Raw genomic sequence first — 14,919 nt, forward strand, 5'->3', positions numbered from 1 at the left:
TCATTAGCTATGTTTTTTACTATGTTAGATATTATGCCATGATTAGAAATAGCTATGGCATGAGGGAAAAGTTTATGACTATAACTATAGAAGCTGTTTATGAACAGGGTGTACTGAGGTTATTACAGCCGATTCCATTAGCCGAAGGAACTCGTGTTGAAGTCACTGTGATTTCAACTGAGGCTAAACCTCAAAACAAAACTCCTAGAGAGATTTTGGCACAAATTGCAGCCATGCCCTTAGAAGTAAGCAATGATAAATTTTCTGGTCGAGATCATGACACTATTCTTTATCCTCCCCATAGTGCAACATGATCTTTGTAGATACCAGCGCCTGGTTTGCTAGTATTGTTCCTTCCGATACTGAGCATCAGGCAGCGTCTTCATGGGTTAATCAAAATATTCAGCCATTGCTAACAACAGATTACGTTGTTGATGAAACCTTGACCCTTTTGAGAACCCGTGGAGAAACGTTGAGGGCAATCAGCTTAGGAGAGGCATTCTTTTCAGATAATTTGACGACCATTTATTACCTGACAGAAGAGGATATTCAACAAACTTGGCAGGTTTTCCGTCAGTTCTCAGATAAAAACTGGAGTTTCACGGACTGCGCCAGTCGGGTTGTGATGAATAAACTCCATTTAACTCAGGCATTCACTTTTGATCATCACTTTCGTCAATTTGGCTTTGTGAACGTTGTACCTTGAGAGTTGCGCGATCGCGTAGCGTGCCGGAGGCAATCGCATTTGCTATTTCAGCGTTCGCATTTGTTATTTCAGCGTTCGCATTTGCTATTTCAGCGTTCGCATTTGCTATTTCAGCGTTCGCATTTGCTATTTCAGCGTTCGCATTTGTTACTTCAGCGTTCGCATTTGTTACTTCAGCGTTCGCATTTGTTACTTCGGCGTTCGCATTTGCTAGTTTGGCGTTCGCATTTGTTACTTCGGCGTTCGCTGCTGCTTATTGCGTTCATCCACTTGACAAAATGTTGATTGCAGAGGCTCAGATAGAAGAAATGACGCTTGCGATCGCCGATTCAATGTTTAATAAGTACGACATTTCCCTACTTTGGGCAGCAAAATCGCAAGACTTCACCATCTTAAAACTTACTAGATTGCTCATTGACTTGACTCAATTAACCTCTAGAAGCAATAGTAAAAAACAAATTTATCAACGCCTTACCAAAAAATAGCCAATCTAACCAAAATACGATGTGAAGAATTGCTATCACCCAAAATACAACTTGATAAGAAACTTTGCTGCTTTTGTGATGTAGCTTCTGTTGAGCAACAAATGCACCTAACCAACCACCCATAAATTCGCATAGATGTAAAGTATTTTCTTGCGTTCTCCATCGTCCTTGTTGTGCGCGAGACTTGTCATCGGCATATAGCCTAAAGGTAATGAAACTCATGACAGGATAAAGAATTAGCGGAATTGGGTTGCCAGTTGTTAGTGCAAGATGGATTGAACCTAACCCCGGTAGTAAAGATAGAAGTAATGTCTTTAATGCTAATGATGTAGATTTGTCTACAGTTCTGGATGTAGACTTCTTTGGTGCAGCAGAAGGTGAGGACTTTGATGTAACTCCTTTGATTGAAGCATTAAAAGCGCGTACCTTGCCATCTTTACTAGCTGTCAGTTGATAACAAACAAAATCACCAACTTGGGGACGACGGTTAACGTCTTTCAATGCTGTAATGTGTAGAAAGACTTCTTGACTACTGTCATCGGGTTGTATGAAACCAAACCCGCGATCGTCCTTCCATGTGATTAGTTGCCCTTTATGTAAAGCAGGTTTCATGAACAAATCATATATTTATATTTATCTTATAGTGTGCCCTTATTTACACAAATAGACAACACCAAAAATGCGTAGGCGTAGCCCGTCGGAGACATCGCTCCACCAACTCTTTTAACTTAGTAAAAATCTGGTGATAACTAATGGACTATTCCCAATGCCTGATATTCAAAACTCGTAGCGTACCACACTAAAACTTATAGAAACAGTGCGTTAGGCTTGCGTTAATGCACTTGCATAAAACAGCAATTTACACGGTAAGCTTGTGTCTGATTTAGCGCTACATAATTATCTCCCTCGCGTTCCCGATGCAGCATTGCAAGAATACATAGAATGGTGTGTTTTAGAGCAAGCTCAAGCCGCAGAATGTAACTTTACTCCTGATAGAAGTAAGTTAGATAATTTGCCACCAGAAGACTACGTTCCTAAACTTGTCGAGCAGTTCATGAAAGTTAAACCAGACCCAATTAAAGCCGGTTTGGTAGCTGCGATCGCTGGCAAGGAAGCTGATAAACACGCTTTATCTGGTTTAGCGATCGCGGCTGATTTTGTATCTCTTTATGTCAAGTATTTAATTCCTAAAGAAGGAAGTACTAAAGAACAAGCTGAAGAGATATTAACTAAAGTGTCACAAGATCAGTATGATAAACTGAATGAAATCGCCAAGAAACATGGTGTAGAGTTCTAGATTCCTGCTGATAATTTAGTTTCTCAGAGGCTTTGTCTGCATTATTTAGTCAAAGCCTCTGTTTTAGTCACTAATGATTGGCTATATTACAAACTTTTATTACTGTTAATTGTTGAATTGCGATCGCTTCATAGACAAATTTAGACTTAGACTCCAAGTAGAGTAATACGAGTTAAGTGCTGGAAACAAAACACTAGAAAAGTCAAAATTAGACTATTGAGGAAGGTTATAACTGCTTGATCTAAAGCTTTTTCAACCCATTCAGGTGACTTTTCAGACAGATATTGACGTAAAAACAACAATATTGGAATGAATGAAAAACTTATCCAGCCAGCTACACTGCCAATTAGAGAAGCTAGGAGAGAAGTTGAGATACTTATAATACTTCCTCCCAGGATGACAAATACCCAATTGGCCAATTTTAAAGTGCCTATTGCACCTAAAATAACTAGAGCGAGTATACCACCAAGAATAGTACCTGCAAATCCAAAATAAATCGTAAAGATGACTACTGTAAATATTGAATCTGCGACTCCGCCATAATTTGAGGATACCAAAAGTAAACTTGCTAGAATGTCCAAGATAATACCTAGCCTAAATCCCCAAATTGCTCCCTTTTTAAGTGCATCTAAAGAATCCATAATCTTAAGTTCTTGAAATCAGTAAAAATCAGTAAACTGACTACATTGTTCCCAAATCCAGCAGAGATATAACAAGCTAACTGTCTTCACGGCGATCGCCCCACCAGCAACCTGACAACTACATACCCACCGTGGTATTGCTAGAATATACTTACTATAATTTTGTGACTCTATGCCCGCTAGGGATTTCTACCATAATGCTGTAAAATCAGCCCTCATCAAAGACGGTTGGATAATTACAGATGACCCTTACATCATCAAGTATGAAAATACTAAGCTATTTGCTGACCTAGCGGCTGAGAGAACACTTGCAGCTGAACGCAACGGAACTAAAATTATTGTTGAAATTAAAAGCTTTCTGGGGAAATCGCCAATAAATGACTTTGAAAATGCTTTAGGTCAATATATTCTTTATCGTAATCTAATTAAGGTTACAGAACCTCAATATCAACTTTATTTAGCAATCAAGCAAAGCACTTATGAAAATTTTTTCCAGCTAAAAGCAATTACGTTAGTAGTTCAGCAGAATCAACTCTTATTAATGATTGTAGATGTCGAAAGTGAGGTTATAGTTCAATGGATAAACTAAGTCACTACAAAAATATTATTAAAAATATTCTCATAGAGTACGATCGCCTCTGCAATAGCTCGCCTGATGACGATGTAGAGAGCCTTTTAGCACTCGATGATGAACGCGATCAGTACCTATGGTTTCAGATTGGCTGGCAAAAAAATCGCCGTATTAAAGGTATTACTGTACATATTCGGATTAAAAATAACAAAATTTGGATTGAAGAAGACTGGACTGAAGAAGGTATTGCCACTGACTTATTAAACGCCGGAGTTCCTCAAAGTGATATCGTGTTAGCTTTTCATCCTCCAAGCGAGCGCGCTTTGACTGAATTTGCAACTACTTAAATAATTAAATCTCATCCCATGCTCACTATTATTGGTTGCGGCAATCTAAATCGCAATGACGACGCTGTAGGCGTAATCATTGCCCAACGCTTACAAAAATATCTAGCTGAAAACCCTCATCCTGATGTGCGAGTATATGACTGTGGCACCGCAGGGATGGAAGTAATGTTTCAAGCTAGAGGTAGTAAACAATTAGTGATTATTGATGCAAGTTCAACTGGTTCTGAACCCGGTGCTGTGTTTAAGGTTCCAGGAAAAGAACTGGAAGCTTTGCCAGAACCTAGTTATAACTTGCACGATTTTCGCTGGGATAATGCTTTAGCCGCCGGACGGAAAATCTTTCAAAATGATTTTCCCGAAGATGTAACAGTTTATTTAATTGAAGCGGCAAATCTTGGTTTGGGACTAGAGTTAAGTCCTGTTGTCAAACATTCTGCTGATTTGGTTTTTGAAGAGGTAGCTGCACTTATCAGCCAGAATATCAACTTTTAATTAACAATCCAAAATCGAATCAAGCCCAATCCCGATAAACAGAAAGTTCATCTACCCTCATTTCAAAAGGTATGCCTTGACTTTCTGGCGGACAAACACGGATTTTAGCACTGTTAACAATTCCATATAGTAATGTTCCCATTGGCACAATTTTTTGTAAAATACGCCAATTAATAACTTGATCGGGACATTCAATAACTAATGTTAAAGCATTGGCGTGGGTTGTAACATACCACCGACAATCAGACAGCAGATTTTGAATGGTGCGATCGCACGCTTCATAAAAGTATCTACTAATAGAATCCTCTAGCTGTTGCCGCAGTATAATATCTGCTGATGTCGGTTGCATAGGATGCGAATCATCACTATTAAAGTAATACATATTTCTAGCCATCTCTCTTTAGCTTCCTACTTATCTTCCAATCACCATTCCATAAAGTACATCTTTATTTGTTTCTAATAATTCCTGGGTTTCATCATCATAATAAGCACCTATTCCACTACACTGAATCCCCAAATAATTACTAGTTAAATAAAGTCTCTGTCCCAGAAAACCAGCTATTTGCATAGCAGTTTGATAGTTTAAATAATCTGACACAAAAAATAAAGTTACAGCGCTATCTTTAGCAATAGCCTGATTAATACATAAGTAACCTGTCTTTTCACTAAAATTACCTGTCTTAACCAGATACGTACCTTTATATAACCCAGGTGTCATTCCCTCTACTCGATGCACGACTGAGTAAATTTCTATTTCCTCATAGTTTTCTGTCGGTATTGACTGTTGAAGTTGTTGCACTACATATAAATAATCTTCTTGAGAAATAAACTCTTTCCGGAAACGTCTAATAGAACGTCTAGCCCAAACAGTTTGATAAAATTTCTCTTTGTCGAAGTCAAGTTGAGGATATTCTAATTGCTGCTGGCGGCTATTTTGTAGAGTAGTTGCTTGATAGCCATCTTCAATAAATTGATTGGATTCAAAATAATCAGTACCAGAAACAAAAGGAACTTTCAGCCTTAATTGTCTGATTTTTTTATCTTGTACTTCTCCTGACATCGCACAAGCAGTAATAAACTCTTTATTCTCAAATCCCAAATCTGAATTGAGAGCAAGTTTATCAAAGTCGAAAATTAGTTGTATATCTCGGTTGTGGAGAAAAGCTGAAGCTGCGATCGCACCTAAATGGTGTCCGCTATCTAAGAAGCAATATCTTATGCTTCTGTTTTGATATTTCCAGCTAGACCTATAATAAACACAACTAATTAAAAAGATGAATCCATTGATACTTTTACCCGGTATAATATAACTCTCTAACCCATCATCGATTAATTCATAAATAAGAGTTAGACAATTATTCTCAACTTCTAGATGATATATACCATCTACTATTCCCTCAATACCGCGAACCTGTACGTAAACTTCTGTGGGGTACAAAGCGCCTGCTGATGGATTCACCCGCAGTTTGTAAGGGCCATCTTTATACACTTTCTCCAGAGTGATCGCACTAGTTAACGAGAGAAAAGAATGAACAGGATTATCGAGATTTAATTTCACTCTTCGATAAAACTTTGGATAAACTTTAAATGGAGATGGCTGTGTTGAAGCATCTACATAATTTGGATCGAGTTGTACCGATAAGTAAGAATGCTTAGTAGCGTCATGATAAGTTTTGCCCGATATTTGACTTGATGGCATTTTTCAGAATCCTTAAAACTTCTACGTTGCTAGCAAAATCAATAGCTTTATAGTCATCTAAATTTTTCAAATACAAATTAGGCTGATGCTGTAAAAGTAACTTAACTACTTCTGTTTTTCCGGCTGATGCTGCATACATTAAAACAGTTGCCCCATTATCATTTTGGTTATCAATATTAATGTTGCTAGCAAGCAGTAAATTAATTAAATCGTAGTGATTGCCAAAACAAGCAAACCACAAAGCATTGTTGCAATCGCTATTTCGAGCATTGATATCTACACCTGCATCAATTAGTTCTTTGACGACTGTATACACTCCTTCTCTTGTTGCCTTCATCAAAGCTGTATGGCCATTTTCACCTGGCTGATTTAAATTGCTAGGGCTATAGCCTTCCACTATTAACCATTGGGCTGTTGCTTCACTCAAATCTTGACTGTTTATTTGGCTCATAATTGTTCTTTCAATGCCATAAATCTAAGAAGTTTCTAAGCATAAATTTGCTTGGAAAACTTAATGGTGGGCATTACCCACCATTATTTTAAAATCCTATAAGGTTAGCTGAAGTTTAGTAGTTTACCAAAGCCACTTTGTTTATTCAAAAGTTTGGTAAAACAAAAAGTCTCTCTCTACTCCCCGCCCTCACTCGTTAACCTTAGGTTGTTGGAAACTAAGTTAACTAGCAACAATTTAGCTTAGTTATATATTATCACTGTGATAAGTTTGAATTATGAATCATTTATAAAGATCCCCAGATATATCTAATAAAAAATATTGAAATATGATTAAAATGCAGTATTTTTTACCATGCTATTTCAGAATCTAGTAGCGTATCTAACTTGTGTGTAAATATTTACTAGCACACTGTTGCAGAAGTTTGACTAGCTTTAACAATTTGCTCAAGCCCATTGTATTGTAATACTCTTGGGTTAATGGTTATCGGTGTAGATAATTGGTATTTTAAGACGCGATAAATGGCGTCTCTACATGAGGTTTCTGTTGCTAATTCTGAACTGTATTGCATTGTATTGCTAAAATTTGATATTACGTTTCCATTAAATCTTGTATTTAATAAAACAAAGATATTACTTTACACCCCGACACTTATTAAGAAATCTCAAATATCTTCCTTTTTCAAGCAAATTTTGCTATTTTATTTAAGTAAAAATAAGTAAAACACAGACAAAAAATGGAAATTAGCGCTCGTAATTCTCTCAAAGGTACCGTAAAAAAAGTTGTGCCTGGTACAGTTAATACTGAGATAACTTTAGAAGTGGCACCAGGAGTAGAGTTAGTGTCAATAATCACAAAATCATCAGCGGAAAAGCTGGGACTTACAGAAGGTAAGCAGGCTTATGCCGTGATTAAATCATCAGATGTGATAGTTGCTGTTGATTAAAAAATAAGCAAGTTGCCTTTTTTGCAAGCGGCTCTGTCTTGAATATCAAATTGCATTCATACTTATAAATTGAGTAACCTCACTCCTGAAATTAATTAGCAAAGGAGTGAGGTCAATTTAATTCGTAATTCGTAATTCGTAATTGCTATGTGTATTCTTAATTGCAAAATCAAAATTTTTTGATCAAGAAAATACGATTATATATTATATATGTTAATTCAATTATCGATAATGCGAACATAAATAGCTTTGATACTGTCTGTGTCTAGTGCTAAAGATGTGTTTTCTATTTTAAAACGGAATGATGGAAAGTTTTGTTCTAAAGTAATATTGGTTCCTGGTGTTACACCTATTGATATCAGTTTGTTTAAGATTGTTTCATCCTGACTTTTACAGAAAGTCACGATTCCTCGCTCTCCTGTTCTCAATAATTCTAATGAACAGCCAGTTACACTAAAGGGGGTAAACATTTGGATTATAAATGAGGCATTATTGTGAAGGAAAGAAGGAAGTATATTTTCATCCTTCATCCTTCATGCATTATTTGGTTGCCAAGGACAGCAACCAAAGTAATACTTTATACGAGATACGCTTCTTGATGTGTTTTGATTGTGCAATTAGAACGAGGATAAGTTACACAAAGTAGAGCGTATCCTTTAGAAACCTGATCGTCATCCAGGAAGTTTTGATCTTCTTGATTAACTTCACCTTCAACAACCTTACCTACACAGCTAGAGCAAGATCCTGCATGACATGAAAAAGGCAATTCAATACCATTTTCTTCTGCTGCTTCTAAGATGGTAGTTTCTTCATCAACTTCAATTGTGGTGTCGATGTCTTCTTTTTTGTTGATTAATCTAACTTGGTAGGAAGCCATTTTCCGATTCTCCTCAAACGTTATACAGTTGGTTTATTTCCGAAGTTTTTGAGCAACATATCCTACTTTTTGTTCTCCTTCTTCTTACAGAGATGCAAAGTTTAGTCGGCTTCTCTATAAGGGTGAGGAATGCAAAGCGAACTAGAGGCTACCTTAAGGGCATTGAAACTCTGTGGAATGCATCTATGGGAAGCCTCTACAATCAGACTTGGCCCTAACGGAATGATGTTAGCTGCAAGGTACACCAGTAGGCGTGCCGTCGTCTGTTTTGAAGGACTTTCCACAACCGCAGGTATCAGTCGCATTGGGGTTGATGAATTTAAAACCGCTTTCCATCACTCCCTCAACGAAGTCAACGATAACTCCGTCTAATAAAGGCGCACTTTTGGCATCAACGTAAACTACCACTTTGCCTTGGTGACTTACCAAATCATCTGGTTGAGGTTTGCTGGTGATATCGATCGCATATTCATAGCCACTGCAACCACCATCTTTTACCGAGATCCGGACACCTTTAGTGGCGCCGTCAGCGTCGGGTGCTGAACCTTTGAGGAATGCTCGCAGATGAAATTCTGCTTTTTCTGATAAGATAACGGCCATCAGTTCTCCTGATTTGTAGCGATTAGTTGTTCTGATTTCAGGTGTAGATTGTCATTTGTCCTTCGTCATTTGTCAGTTGTCTTTTGTTATTTACTAATGACCAATGACAAAATTAAGTATTTTGTGCAATACCTGTGGGTTCCATCGAATTGGATTGTGCGTGTCTCCAAGGCGCACTATTACCGCATACTGGACAAGAGCGATCGCGGTGAGAACGGCGTTTAGCAAATTCCATCCGATTTAAATCGATTGTCAGCAATTGCGATAATAGAGGCTGACTAAACCCAGTGATCAGCTTGATAGCTTCCAGTGCTGTTAAACAAGCTAGGGTTCCAGAAACAGCGCCTAGAACTGAAAAGCCGCGCTGATCCCACTCAGGCTTTTCTGGAAACAGACAAGACAAGCAAGGAGTCACACCAGGAATAATCGTTGTCAGGTAAGCCTCCATCCCATTCATTGCGGCTTCCACCATTGGCTTACGCGATCGCACACAGGCTTCGTTTAACAAATTGCGCTCTGTAAAATTGTGGGCGCAATCAAGAGCCATATCAGCAGATTGCACTAACGAATCTACATTTTCCGGGGTGATGTAATCATGAACAGCTTCCACTTGGACATCAGGATTAATCGCATCCAGAGTTTCTTTAGCTTTGAATACCCTTGGCTTACCTACCCAATCATCAGTCATGAGAACCTGACGATTCATATCATCTTGCCGCAAGTCACCACCCCGGACTAGGATTAGCCGCCCAACGCCCGCTACTGCTAAGTAAAGCGCCGCCGTACCGCCTAATCCCCCCACACCTGTAACCAAAACCGTCGCTGACTTCAGGCGTTTCTGTGCTGTTTCGCCAAAATTTGGAAGCATCATTTGGCGACGATAGCGTTCTAATTCGGTAGGCGTTAGGTTAACCAATTTATACCTCCTAATCAGAAGTGATTTCTGTCAGTGTGACTACATTTTTCGGCTTGTCGTTAAACACTTTGAACAGCTTTTGTTCATAAGCTGTCGATTCGATAAATACCTGATAAGCCTTTTGCAAAGCCAAAGAATATTGATTTAATTTCTCTTCTTGACTTAAATCAGGAGAATTATCATCAATTTCCTGCATATATTGAGAAAACTTTTTCAGAATATGTAGGCGATGTACATTTACAACTTCTAAGTCGTAGGACATATTAAAGAATTGGAAAAATTCTTCTGCATCTACGAGCTTCTTGAATTCATCAATAGTTCGAGTCATTTGGCATTCTCCAATTGTTTCAGATGTTGCTTAAGCTCATCTAACTGGCGATAGATTTCATAAGTTGCGGCGGCAACATCCATAAGTTGGTTGTAATCTGTTGGTAGCCCTTCAGCTAAATCATGCAGATCCATTTTCATTTGACCTGCTTTGCTGTTAAGCCGTCTGATTTGTCCTTGTAGTTCCTCAATTGTCATTTGTCCTTCGTCCTTCATCTTTTGTCATTAGTCATTTGTCTTTTACTAATGACCAATGACCAATGACCAATGACTAATTAAATTTTGCCAACTTCAGGAAAGCGCTTCGCCAAATCAAGACCTTTTTTGACGTAGTTTTCTCCCTCTTCTGCTAATTTCTCTAGCGAGTCAAAGCCAAAACGATGAGCATCTCGCAGGGTTTTCACAGTTAGCAAAAGACGACCAGAAAAAACTAGCGCCCAGCCAAATCCTTCATGGCTCAAATCAACTACAACCTGGGATATCAAACCTGTTTCTTGTTCAATACCAGCCGCTACAGCTCGAAAAAATGCCATAATCCGGGCTTGAGTTACCGCATCAACTTCGCCTTCAACGGAGATTTCCCGTTTCTTTTGTTTGGTAACAATAAAGGGTTTGAGAATCAACTCATCCGACCAAGTACGATAAACTCCATAACTGTCTTGACCACGGATTTGTTTGATTAAGACCTTCAAAAAAGGTGAGTTCAAGACTTCAGTTGTAGCGGTTCCGTTCACACTATTATTTGCGGTCATACTGTTGCTTCGTCTTCAATTTCATCAGCAAAGTTTGTGGTTTTTGGCTGTAAAGCTTTACGCAACCAAGGTGGAGGATTACCTTTGAGGGTTTTCACTAGCTTATTTAGCACTTCACTAATTTCTTCTTCTTCTGATCGCGCCTTCACTGGGGTGACACCTTTCTTGATTAACCGAGCGGCGGCACTACCACCAATTGCTGTTACGTAAACAATCGTACAGTCACCTATTGCTTCAAGTTTTGGGGTGATTTTGTCTTCATTCCCGTCTTCTTTGAGTTCGCCTTCAAAGGTGAGGGTTTCTACGAAGTGATATCCCTCATCGGTAATTTCGTAAACATCAATCATTTTTGCCCATCCGAAGTGAGCATTAATATGAACTCGGTCGCTCGTCGTGAAGGCTATTTTCATTGTAATTCTCCTCTCTAAAGTTTTGAATTTTGAATTGGGAAGAAGGAATTCAGGAATCAGAACTAAATCTGCATGTTTAGTGTTTTTCCCTATGAAAATGTCAAAGGTAAACAATCAGTGGCAGGTTTTCCACTTTCTGAAAAGCATTCTGAATTCTGGATTCTAACTTCTGAATTCTTGAAGAAGAATTCAAAACTCTGCGCTCACAGTTCCGAACTCTTGGAACTGTTTAACTCTCGCTTCTTCTGCCTCTAAAAACAGGTTGCCGATGCCAAATAAAAGTTCCATCGTGCCTCGATAGCCAACTTTGGTAAATTGACCATTACCTAAGCGGTCATAAATGGGCAATCCTAAACGATAAAGAGGAATCGAGAGGCGTTTTGCGATCGCACCCACATTGGAGTTACCAATCAGCAAATCAGAACCGCCTGCTAGACTCTCAAAGTCTTCTAAGTCGCCGATGGTAATGCTTTTAACCGGGAGTTTTTCTAAGAGGTGCGATCGCGTGGTTGTCACCACTGCATGAATTTGCGCTCCCATCGATTGCAAGAAATGCACGGTTGACCACAACAAATCAGGTTCCAGTGCGAGAGAAACTCGTTTTGCACCGAAGTAAAAGTGGGTGTCCAGCATCGCATCTTGCAACTGACAACGTTGGCGACGGTATTTTTCAGGTACGCTGTTACCGCTCAAAATCGCCAATGCTTGGATAAATTCATCTACTGGTTCTAATCCCGTCAGTTCGCCAAACACTTCGTAAGGTGTGCCAAAGCGTTCTTCTAGAATCTTTGCAGCACCGCGCATACTTTCACCCAATGCCAGGGTAAAGGCAGAACTACCTACTTCTCGTAGCTGTTTTAAGGTAGTTCCACTGACTGTAACCGCACTATAATTATCCTCTAAGTGACCATCTAGAGAAGCGCCAAGGTCAGGTACAAAGATCGGCACTAGTCCAAAGGATGTGACTATCTCTTTAATTTCCTGTACATCCCCAGGTGTGAAAGCAGAACCCGCCAAAATCGTGACTTGTTCAGTTCTGAGTCCACCCGCGCGAGGAATTTCCTTAACTATGCTTTCGACAGCAACAGCAAAACCATCTTGCAACGCACCTTTAAAATCTGGGGTAGGTGCAAAAACGATCGCTAAATCATTCAATTCTGGATGGCGATCGCGGATTTCCTTAAGAAAACCTTCGATGTCATCTCCTCTAGTTTCCGTTAACCCAGTGGTACATAAACCAATAATTTCTGGGTTAGCCTTTTCTACCAGAGTCAGAATTGCTTGCTCCACATTTTCTTCGCCACCCAAAATAGTAGTGACTTCCGTCATCGCTGTCGTAGCTAGGGGAATCGCTTCCCGGAAATGCCGCACTAGGACAACTTTGGCGAAAGCAGTACAACCTTGAGAACCGTGGAATAAGGGCATTGTCCCTTTCAATCCCAAAAAGGCTAAGGTTGCGCCCAAAGCTTGACTTTGCTTGAGGGGATTAACTGTCAGTGCTTTGTTAGAAGCGGTAACGATCGCCATTTAAACTTCCTCCTCTTCTTCCCAAGGAGCGGGTTTGCGTATTTGTTCCCAAATCGGGCTATACAGAGCTTCGTACAGTTCCCGCGCCATCTCAATCATTCCCACATAACCTGCATAAGGATGGTGGCGTTCTTGGTTGATATCAAGGAAAGGAATTCGAGCTTTCAAAGCTGTGTATTGGTTACGTCCACCAGCAATCAGCATATCTGCGCGAGTGTCTTTAACCAGTTGTAGCAATTCTTGAGCGTTGCCTTTCTCTAGCATGATGCCATCGTTGCCAATCAACTTCTTGATTTTGGCTTTATCTTCTTCAGTACTTTTCCGAGTACTGGTAGCAACAACTTCAATGCCTAAGTCTCTAGCCGCCGAAATAATCGACCAACTCTTGACACCACCTGTATATAAAACAACCCGCTTACCTTTGAGTCGAGCGCGATAAGGAGCCAGTGCCAAATCTAAAGCAGCCGTTTCTTCTGCAATTAGCTTTTCTGTCCGCTCCTGTAAATCAGCGTCGCCTAATTTAGCGGCGATGTTTCGCAGACAGCGATTCATATCATCGATGCCGTAGAAAGACTCTTCAATGTAAGGGATGTTGTAACGCTCCTCCATCTTTCTCGCCATATTCAGCAACGCTCGTGAGCAGATCATGACGTTGAGCTTGGCGCGGTGGGCGTAGCGAATTTCATTGTAGCGAGCATCGCCCGTAATTTTAGACAAAATACGGATGCCTAATTTTTCTAACAGTGGTGTTACTCCCCACATTTCACCGGCGATGTTATATTCACCGATTAAGTTAATATCATAGGGCGTTGTATGTTCCGGTTCTGCTGTTCCGACAACATATTCTAATAAAGATTCACCACCAAAACGGTTGCCGAGATTTTTACTGCCAATGAATCCTGGAGCAATTACGGGAACAACAGGAGTACCAATTTTCTCAGCCGCAGCTTTGCAGACAGCATCGATATCATCACCAATTAAGGCTGTAACGCAAGTGGCATAGACGAATACTGCTGCTGGTTGGTAGCGCTCGTGAAGTTCCAGAATTGCTTTGTAAAGCTTCTTTTCGCCACCGAAGATGACATCATTTTCACCCAAGTCAGTAGTAAAGCCCATTTTGTAGAGTTGAGGGCCAGACGACAGACTACCACGACTGCCCCAGGAATTACCAGCACAGGCGATCGGCCCGTGGACTAAATGAGCAGCATCTGCGATCGGCACTAAAGCAATCATTGCACCATCAAAGGCGCAGCCCCCTTGAGCCGCGCCAGGTTGTGCCTGTTGGGCGCAAGACTTGTTTTTCTTCTCGGATTGTTTGTGCTGATTATGTTCGCATCCTGTCTCAGTCAGCAGCTCGTTGATTTTGCCTTGGGTGCTTTTCATCTCTCTTCTCTTAATTGTTAATTGTCCTTTGTCATTTGTCATTTGAATTGACTATTGTACAGACGCGATTAATCGCGTCTCTACCAATGACTAATGACCAATGCCCAATAATTAGCAAATGTATCTTGTGACATCCTCTCCACATACATCGGCGAGGTAAGATAGAGCGCGGAAACGCAATCCTACAAATTCGTCATATAAAGGATTGAGTTTACATAGTGGTGGAATATCAATAGACTTCCCAAATAATTTAATTTGTCGCTCAAAAGGACAACAACAAGGAATTGTTTGGCAAATTAGATGAGCGAAGCGATTATTTTTAACCTGAATTCCATCCACTACACGGCGCAACGGATTAAGAAGATTGTGGAACCACCCTCGTTTTTTCTGGTTAGGTGGATGGTAATTAGGATGAGGATGAGTGTGAGTATGTTCGTGAGTGTGATTGATGGTTTCCATTTATCAATTCCTTGGGTAAATGCTATCAAGAAA

At 39.8% G+C, this 14,919-nt stretch carries 23 protein-coding genes; 7 read left to right on the plus strand and 16 right to left on the minus strand.

Annotated elements, in window-relative coordinates; translation table 11 throughout:
* The first annotated feature begins 74 nt into the window (after window positions 1–74).
* Together ACEYW6_RS04115 and ACEYW6_RS04120 are read left to right on the plus strand one after the other, a co-directional pair.
* Window positions 75–314 (plus strand): antitoxin family protein, encoded by a 240-nt coding sequence (locus ACEYW6_RS04115; RefSeq protein ID WP_114083644.1) that lies wholly within the window; start codon window positions 75–77, stop codon window positions 312–314.
* A complete protein-coding gene (locus tag ACEYW6_RS04120; RefSeq protein WP_179071789.1) occupies window positions 311–706 on the plus strand; it encodes a type II toxin-antitoxin system VapC family toxin in 396 nt (131 codons plus the stop codon). Before ACEYW6_RS04115 ends, ACEYW6_RS04120 begins: the two co-directional genes overlap by 4 nt.
* A gap of 428 nt (window positions 707–1,134) precedes the next feature.
* On the opposite strand, the gene ACEYW6_RS04125 is transcribed toward ACEYW6_RS04120, so the two are convergent.
* Complete coding sequence (locus ACEYW6_RS04125) at window positions 1,135–1,803, minus strand: DUF1294 domain-containing protein (RefSeq protein WP_412978733.1); 669 nt, start codon at window positions 1,801–1,803, stop codon at window positions 1,135–1,137.
* 262 nt (window positions 1,804–2,065) lie between these two features.
* Here ACEYW6_RS04125 and ACEYW6_RS04130 point away from each other — a divergent pair, with 262 nt between their 5' ends.
* Window positions 2,066–2,488, plus strand: a complete 423-nt coding sequence (locus ACEYW6_RS04130) for a hypothetical protein (RefSeq protein ID WP_412978734.1) — start codon at window positions 2,066–2,068, stop codon at window positions 2,486–2,488.
* Between the two features lie 146 nt (window positions 2,489–2,634).
* Here ACEYW6_RS04130 and ACEYW6_RS04135 read toward each other — a convergent pair whose 3' ends face one another.
* Complete coding sequence (locus ACEYW6_RS04135; RefSeq protein ID WP_412978735.1) at window positions 2,635–3,129, minus strand: hypothetical protein; 495 nt, start codon at window positions 3,127–3,129, stop codon at window positions 2,635–2,637.
* 172 nt (window positions 3,130–3,301) lie between these two features.
* Here ACEYW6_RS04135 and ACEYW6_RS04140 point away from each other — a divergent pair, with 172 nt between their 5' ends.
* The 3 genes from ACEYW6_RS04140 to ACEYW6_RS04150 are packed head-to-tail and all read left to right on the plus strand — an operon-like array spanning window position 3,302 to window position 4,539.
* The gene (locus tag ACEYW6_RS04140; protein ID WP_412978736.1) at window positions 3,302–3,718 is read left to right on the plus strand and encodes a XisH family protein; all 417 of its coding nucleotides are present in this window, start codon (window positions 3,302–3,304) and stop codon (window positions 3,716–3,718) included.
* Window positions 3,706–4,047 (plus strand): XisI protein, encoded by a 342-nt coding sequence (locus tag ACEYW6_RS04145; protein WP_412978737.1) that lies wholly within the window; start codon window positions 3,706–3,708, stop codon window positions 4,045–4,047. The genes ACEYW6_RS04140 and ACEYW6_RS04145 overlap by 13 nt, the downstream gene beginning before the upstream one ends.
* A gap of 18 nt (window positions 4,048–4,065) precedes the next feature.
* Window positions 4,066–4,539, plus strand: a complete 474-nt coding sequence (locus ACEYW6_RS04150) for a hydrogenase maturation protease (RefSeq protein WP_412978738.1) — start codon at window positions 4,066–4,068, stop codon at window positions 4,537–4,539.
* A 19-nt stretch (window positions 4,540–4,558) separates the two neighbouring features.
* Here ACEYW6_RS04150 and ACEYW6_RS04155 read toward each other — a convergent pair whose 3' ends face one another.
* From ACEYW6_RS04155 to ACEYW6_RS04165, 3 genes are read right to left on the minus strand one after another with little or no spacing between them, the layout of a single operon-like run.
* Window positions 4,559–4,933, minus strand: coding sequence for a hypothetical protein (locus tag ACEYW6_RS04155; protein ID WP_412978739.1), 375 nt, complete (start codon window positions 4,931–4,933; stop codon window positions 4,559–4,561).
* Window positions 4,934–4,951: 18 nt separating this feature from the next.
* Window positions 4,952–6,238 carry a SagB/ThcOx family dehydrogenase gene (locus tag ACEYW6_RS04160; protein WP_412978740.1) on the minus strand — a complete coding sequence of 429 codons (1,287 nt, stop codon included), beginning with the start codon at window positions 6,236–6,238 and terminating at the stop codon, window positions 4,952–4,954.
* Entirely contained in the window at window positions 6,201–6,689 is a 489-nt protein-coding gene (locus tag ACEYW6_RS04165; RefSeq protein WP_412978741.1) for an ankyrin repeat domain-containing protein, read from the minus strand. Before ACEYW6_RS04165 ends, ACEYW6_RS04160 begins: the two co-directional genes overlap by 38 nt.
* A 736-nt stretch (window positions 6,690–7,425) precedes the next feature.
* Here ACEYW6_RS04165 and ACEYW6_RS04170 point away from each other — a divergent pair.
* The gene (locus ACEYW6_RS04170) at window positions 7,426–7,635 is read left to right on the plus strand and encodes a TOBE domain-containing protein (protein WP_190890066.1); all 210 of its coding nucleotides are present in this window, start codon (window positions 7,426–7,428) and stop codon (window positions 7,633–7,635) included.
* 218 nt (window positions 7,636–7,853) lie between these two features.
* Here ACEYW6_RS04170 and ACEYW6_RS04175 read toward each other — a convergent pair whose 3' ends face one another.
* The 11 genes from ACEYW6_RS04175 to ACEYW6_RS04225 form a co-directional block, all read right to left on the minus strand.
* Entirely contained in the window at window positions 7,854–8,105 is a 252-nt protein-coding gene (locus tag ACEYW6_RS04175) for a FeoA family protein (protein WP_412978834.1), read from the minus strand.
* 107 nt (window positions 8,106–8,212) lie between these two features.
* A complete protein-coding gene (locus ACEYW6_RS04180) occupies window positions 8,213–8,512 on the minus strand; it encodes a 2Fe-2S iron-sulfur cluster-binding protein (protein WP_094339973.1) in 300 nt (99 codons plus the stop codon).
* A gap of 228 nt (window positions 8,513–8,740) precedes the next feature.
* Window positions 8,741–9,112, minus strand: coding sequence for a HesB/IscA family protein (locus ACEYW6_RS04185; RefSeq protein WP_012407189.1), 372 nt, complete (start codon window positions 9,110–9,112; stop codon window positions 8,741–8,743).
* A 112-nt stretch (window positions 9,113–9,224) separates the two neighbouring features.
* Complete coding sequence (locus ACEYW6_RS04190) at window positions 9,225–10,028, minus strand: HesA/MoeB/ThiF family protein (protein WP_163926944.1); 804 nt, start codon at window positions 10,026–10,028, stop codon at window positions 9,225–9,227.
* Between the two features lie 10 nt (window positions 10,029–10,038).
* Window positions 10,039–10,356 (minus strand): nitrogenase-stabilizing/protective protein NifW, encoded by a 318-nt coding sequence (gene nifW / locus ACEYW6_RS04195; RefSeq protein WP_163926945.1) that lies wholly within the window; start codon window positions 10,354–10,356, stop codon window positions 10,039–10,041.
* Window positions 10,353–10,553 carry a CCE_0567 family metalloprotein gene (locus ACEYW6_RS04200; RefSeq protein ID WP_100900533.1) on the minus strand — a complete coding sequence of 67 codons (201 nt, stop codon included), beginning with the start codon at window positions 10,551–10,553 and terminating at the stop codon, window positions 10,353–10,355. The genes nifW and ACEYW6_RS04200 overlap by 4 nt, the downstream gene beginning before the upstream one ends.
* Before the next feature lie 77 nt (window positions 10,554–10,630).
* The gene (locus ACEYW6_RS04205; RefSeq protein WP_100900532.1) at window positions 10,631–11,107 is read right to left on the minus strand and encodes a NifX-associated nitrogen fixation protein; all 477 of its coding nucleotides are present in this window, start codon (window positions 11,105–11,107) and stop codon (window positions 10,631–10,633) included.
* Complete coding sequence (gene nifX, locus ACEYW6_RS04210; protein ID WP_012407194.1) at window positions 11,104–11,517, minus strand: nitrogen fixation protein NifX; 414 nt, start codon at window positions 11,515–11,517, stop codon at window positions 11,104–11,106. Before nifX ends, ACEYW6_RS04205 begins: the two co-directional genes overlap by 4 nt.
* 189 nt (window positions 11,518–11,706) lie before the next feature.
* A complete protein-coding gene (gene nifN / locus ACEYW6_RS04215) occupies window positions 11,707–13,044 on the minus strand; it encodes a nitrogenase iron-molybdenum cofactor biosynthesis protein NifN (protein WP_412978742.1) in 1,338 nt (445 codons plus the stop codon).
* Window positions 13,045–14,427, minus strand: a complete 1,383-nt coding sequence (gene nifE, locus ACEYW6_RS04220) for a nitrogenase iron-molybdenum cofactor biosynthesis protein NifE (RefSeq protein WP_163927026.1) — start codon at window positions 14,425–14,427, stop codon at window positions 13,045–13,047. It abuts the gene before it with no gap.
* A 111-nt stretch (window positions 14,428–14,538) separates the two neighbouring features.
* On the minus strand, window positions 14,539–14,886 hold the full coding sequence (locus ACEYW6_RS04225) for a Mo-dependent nitrogenase C-terminal domain-containing protein (protein WP_292739745.1): 348 nt from the start codon (window positions 14,884–14,886) through the stop codon (window positions 14,539–14,541).
* Window positions 14,887–14,919: the final 33 nt, after the last annotated feature.

Source organism: Nostoc sp. UIC 10607, from assembly GCF_047228265.1.
GTDB lineage: Bacteria > Cyanobacteriota > Cyanobacteriia > Cyanobacteriales > Nostocaceae > Nostoc > Nostoc foliaceum_A.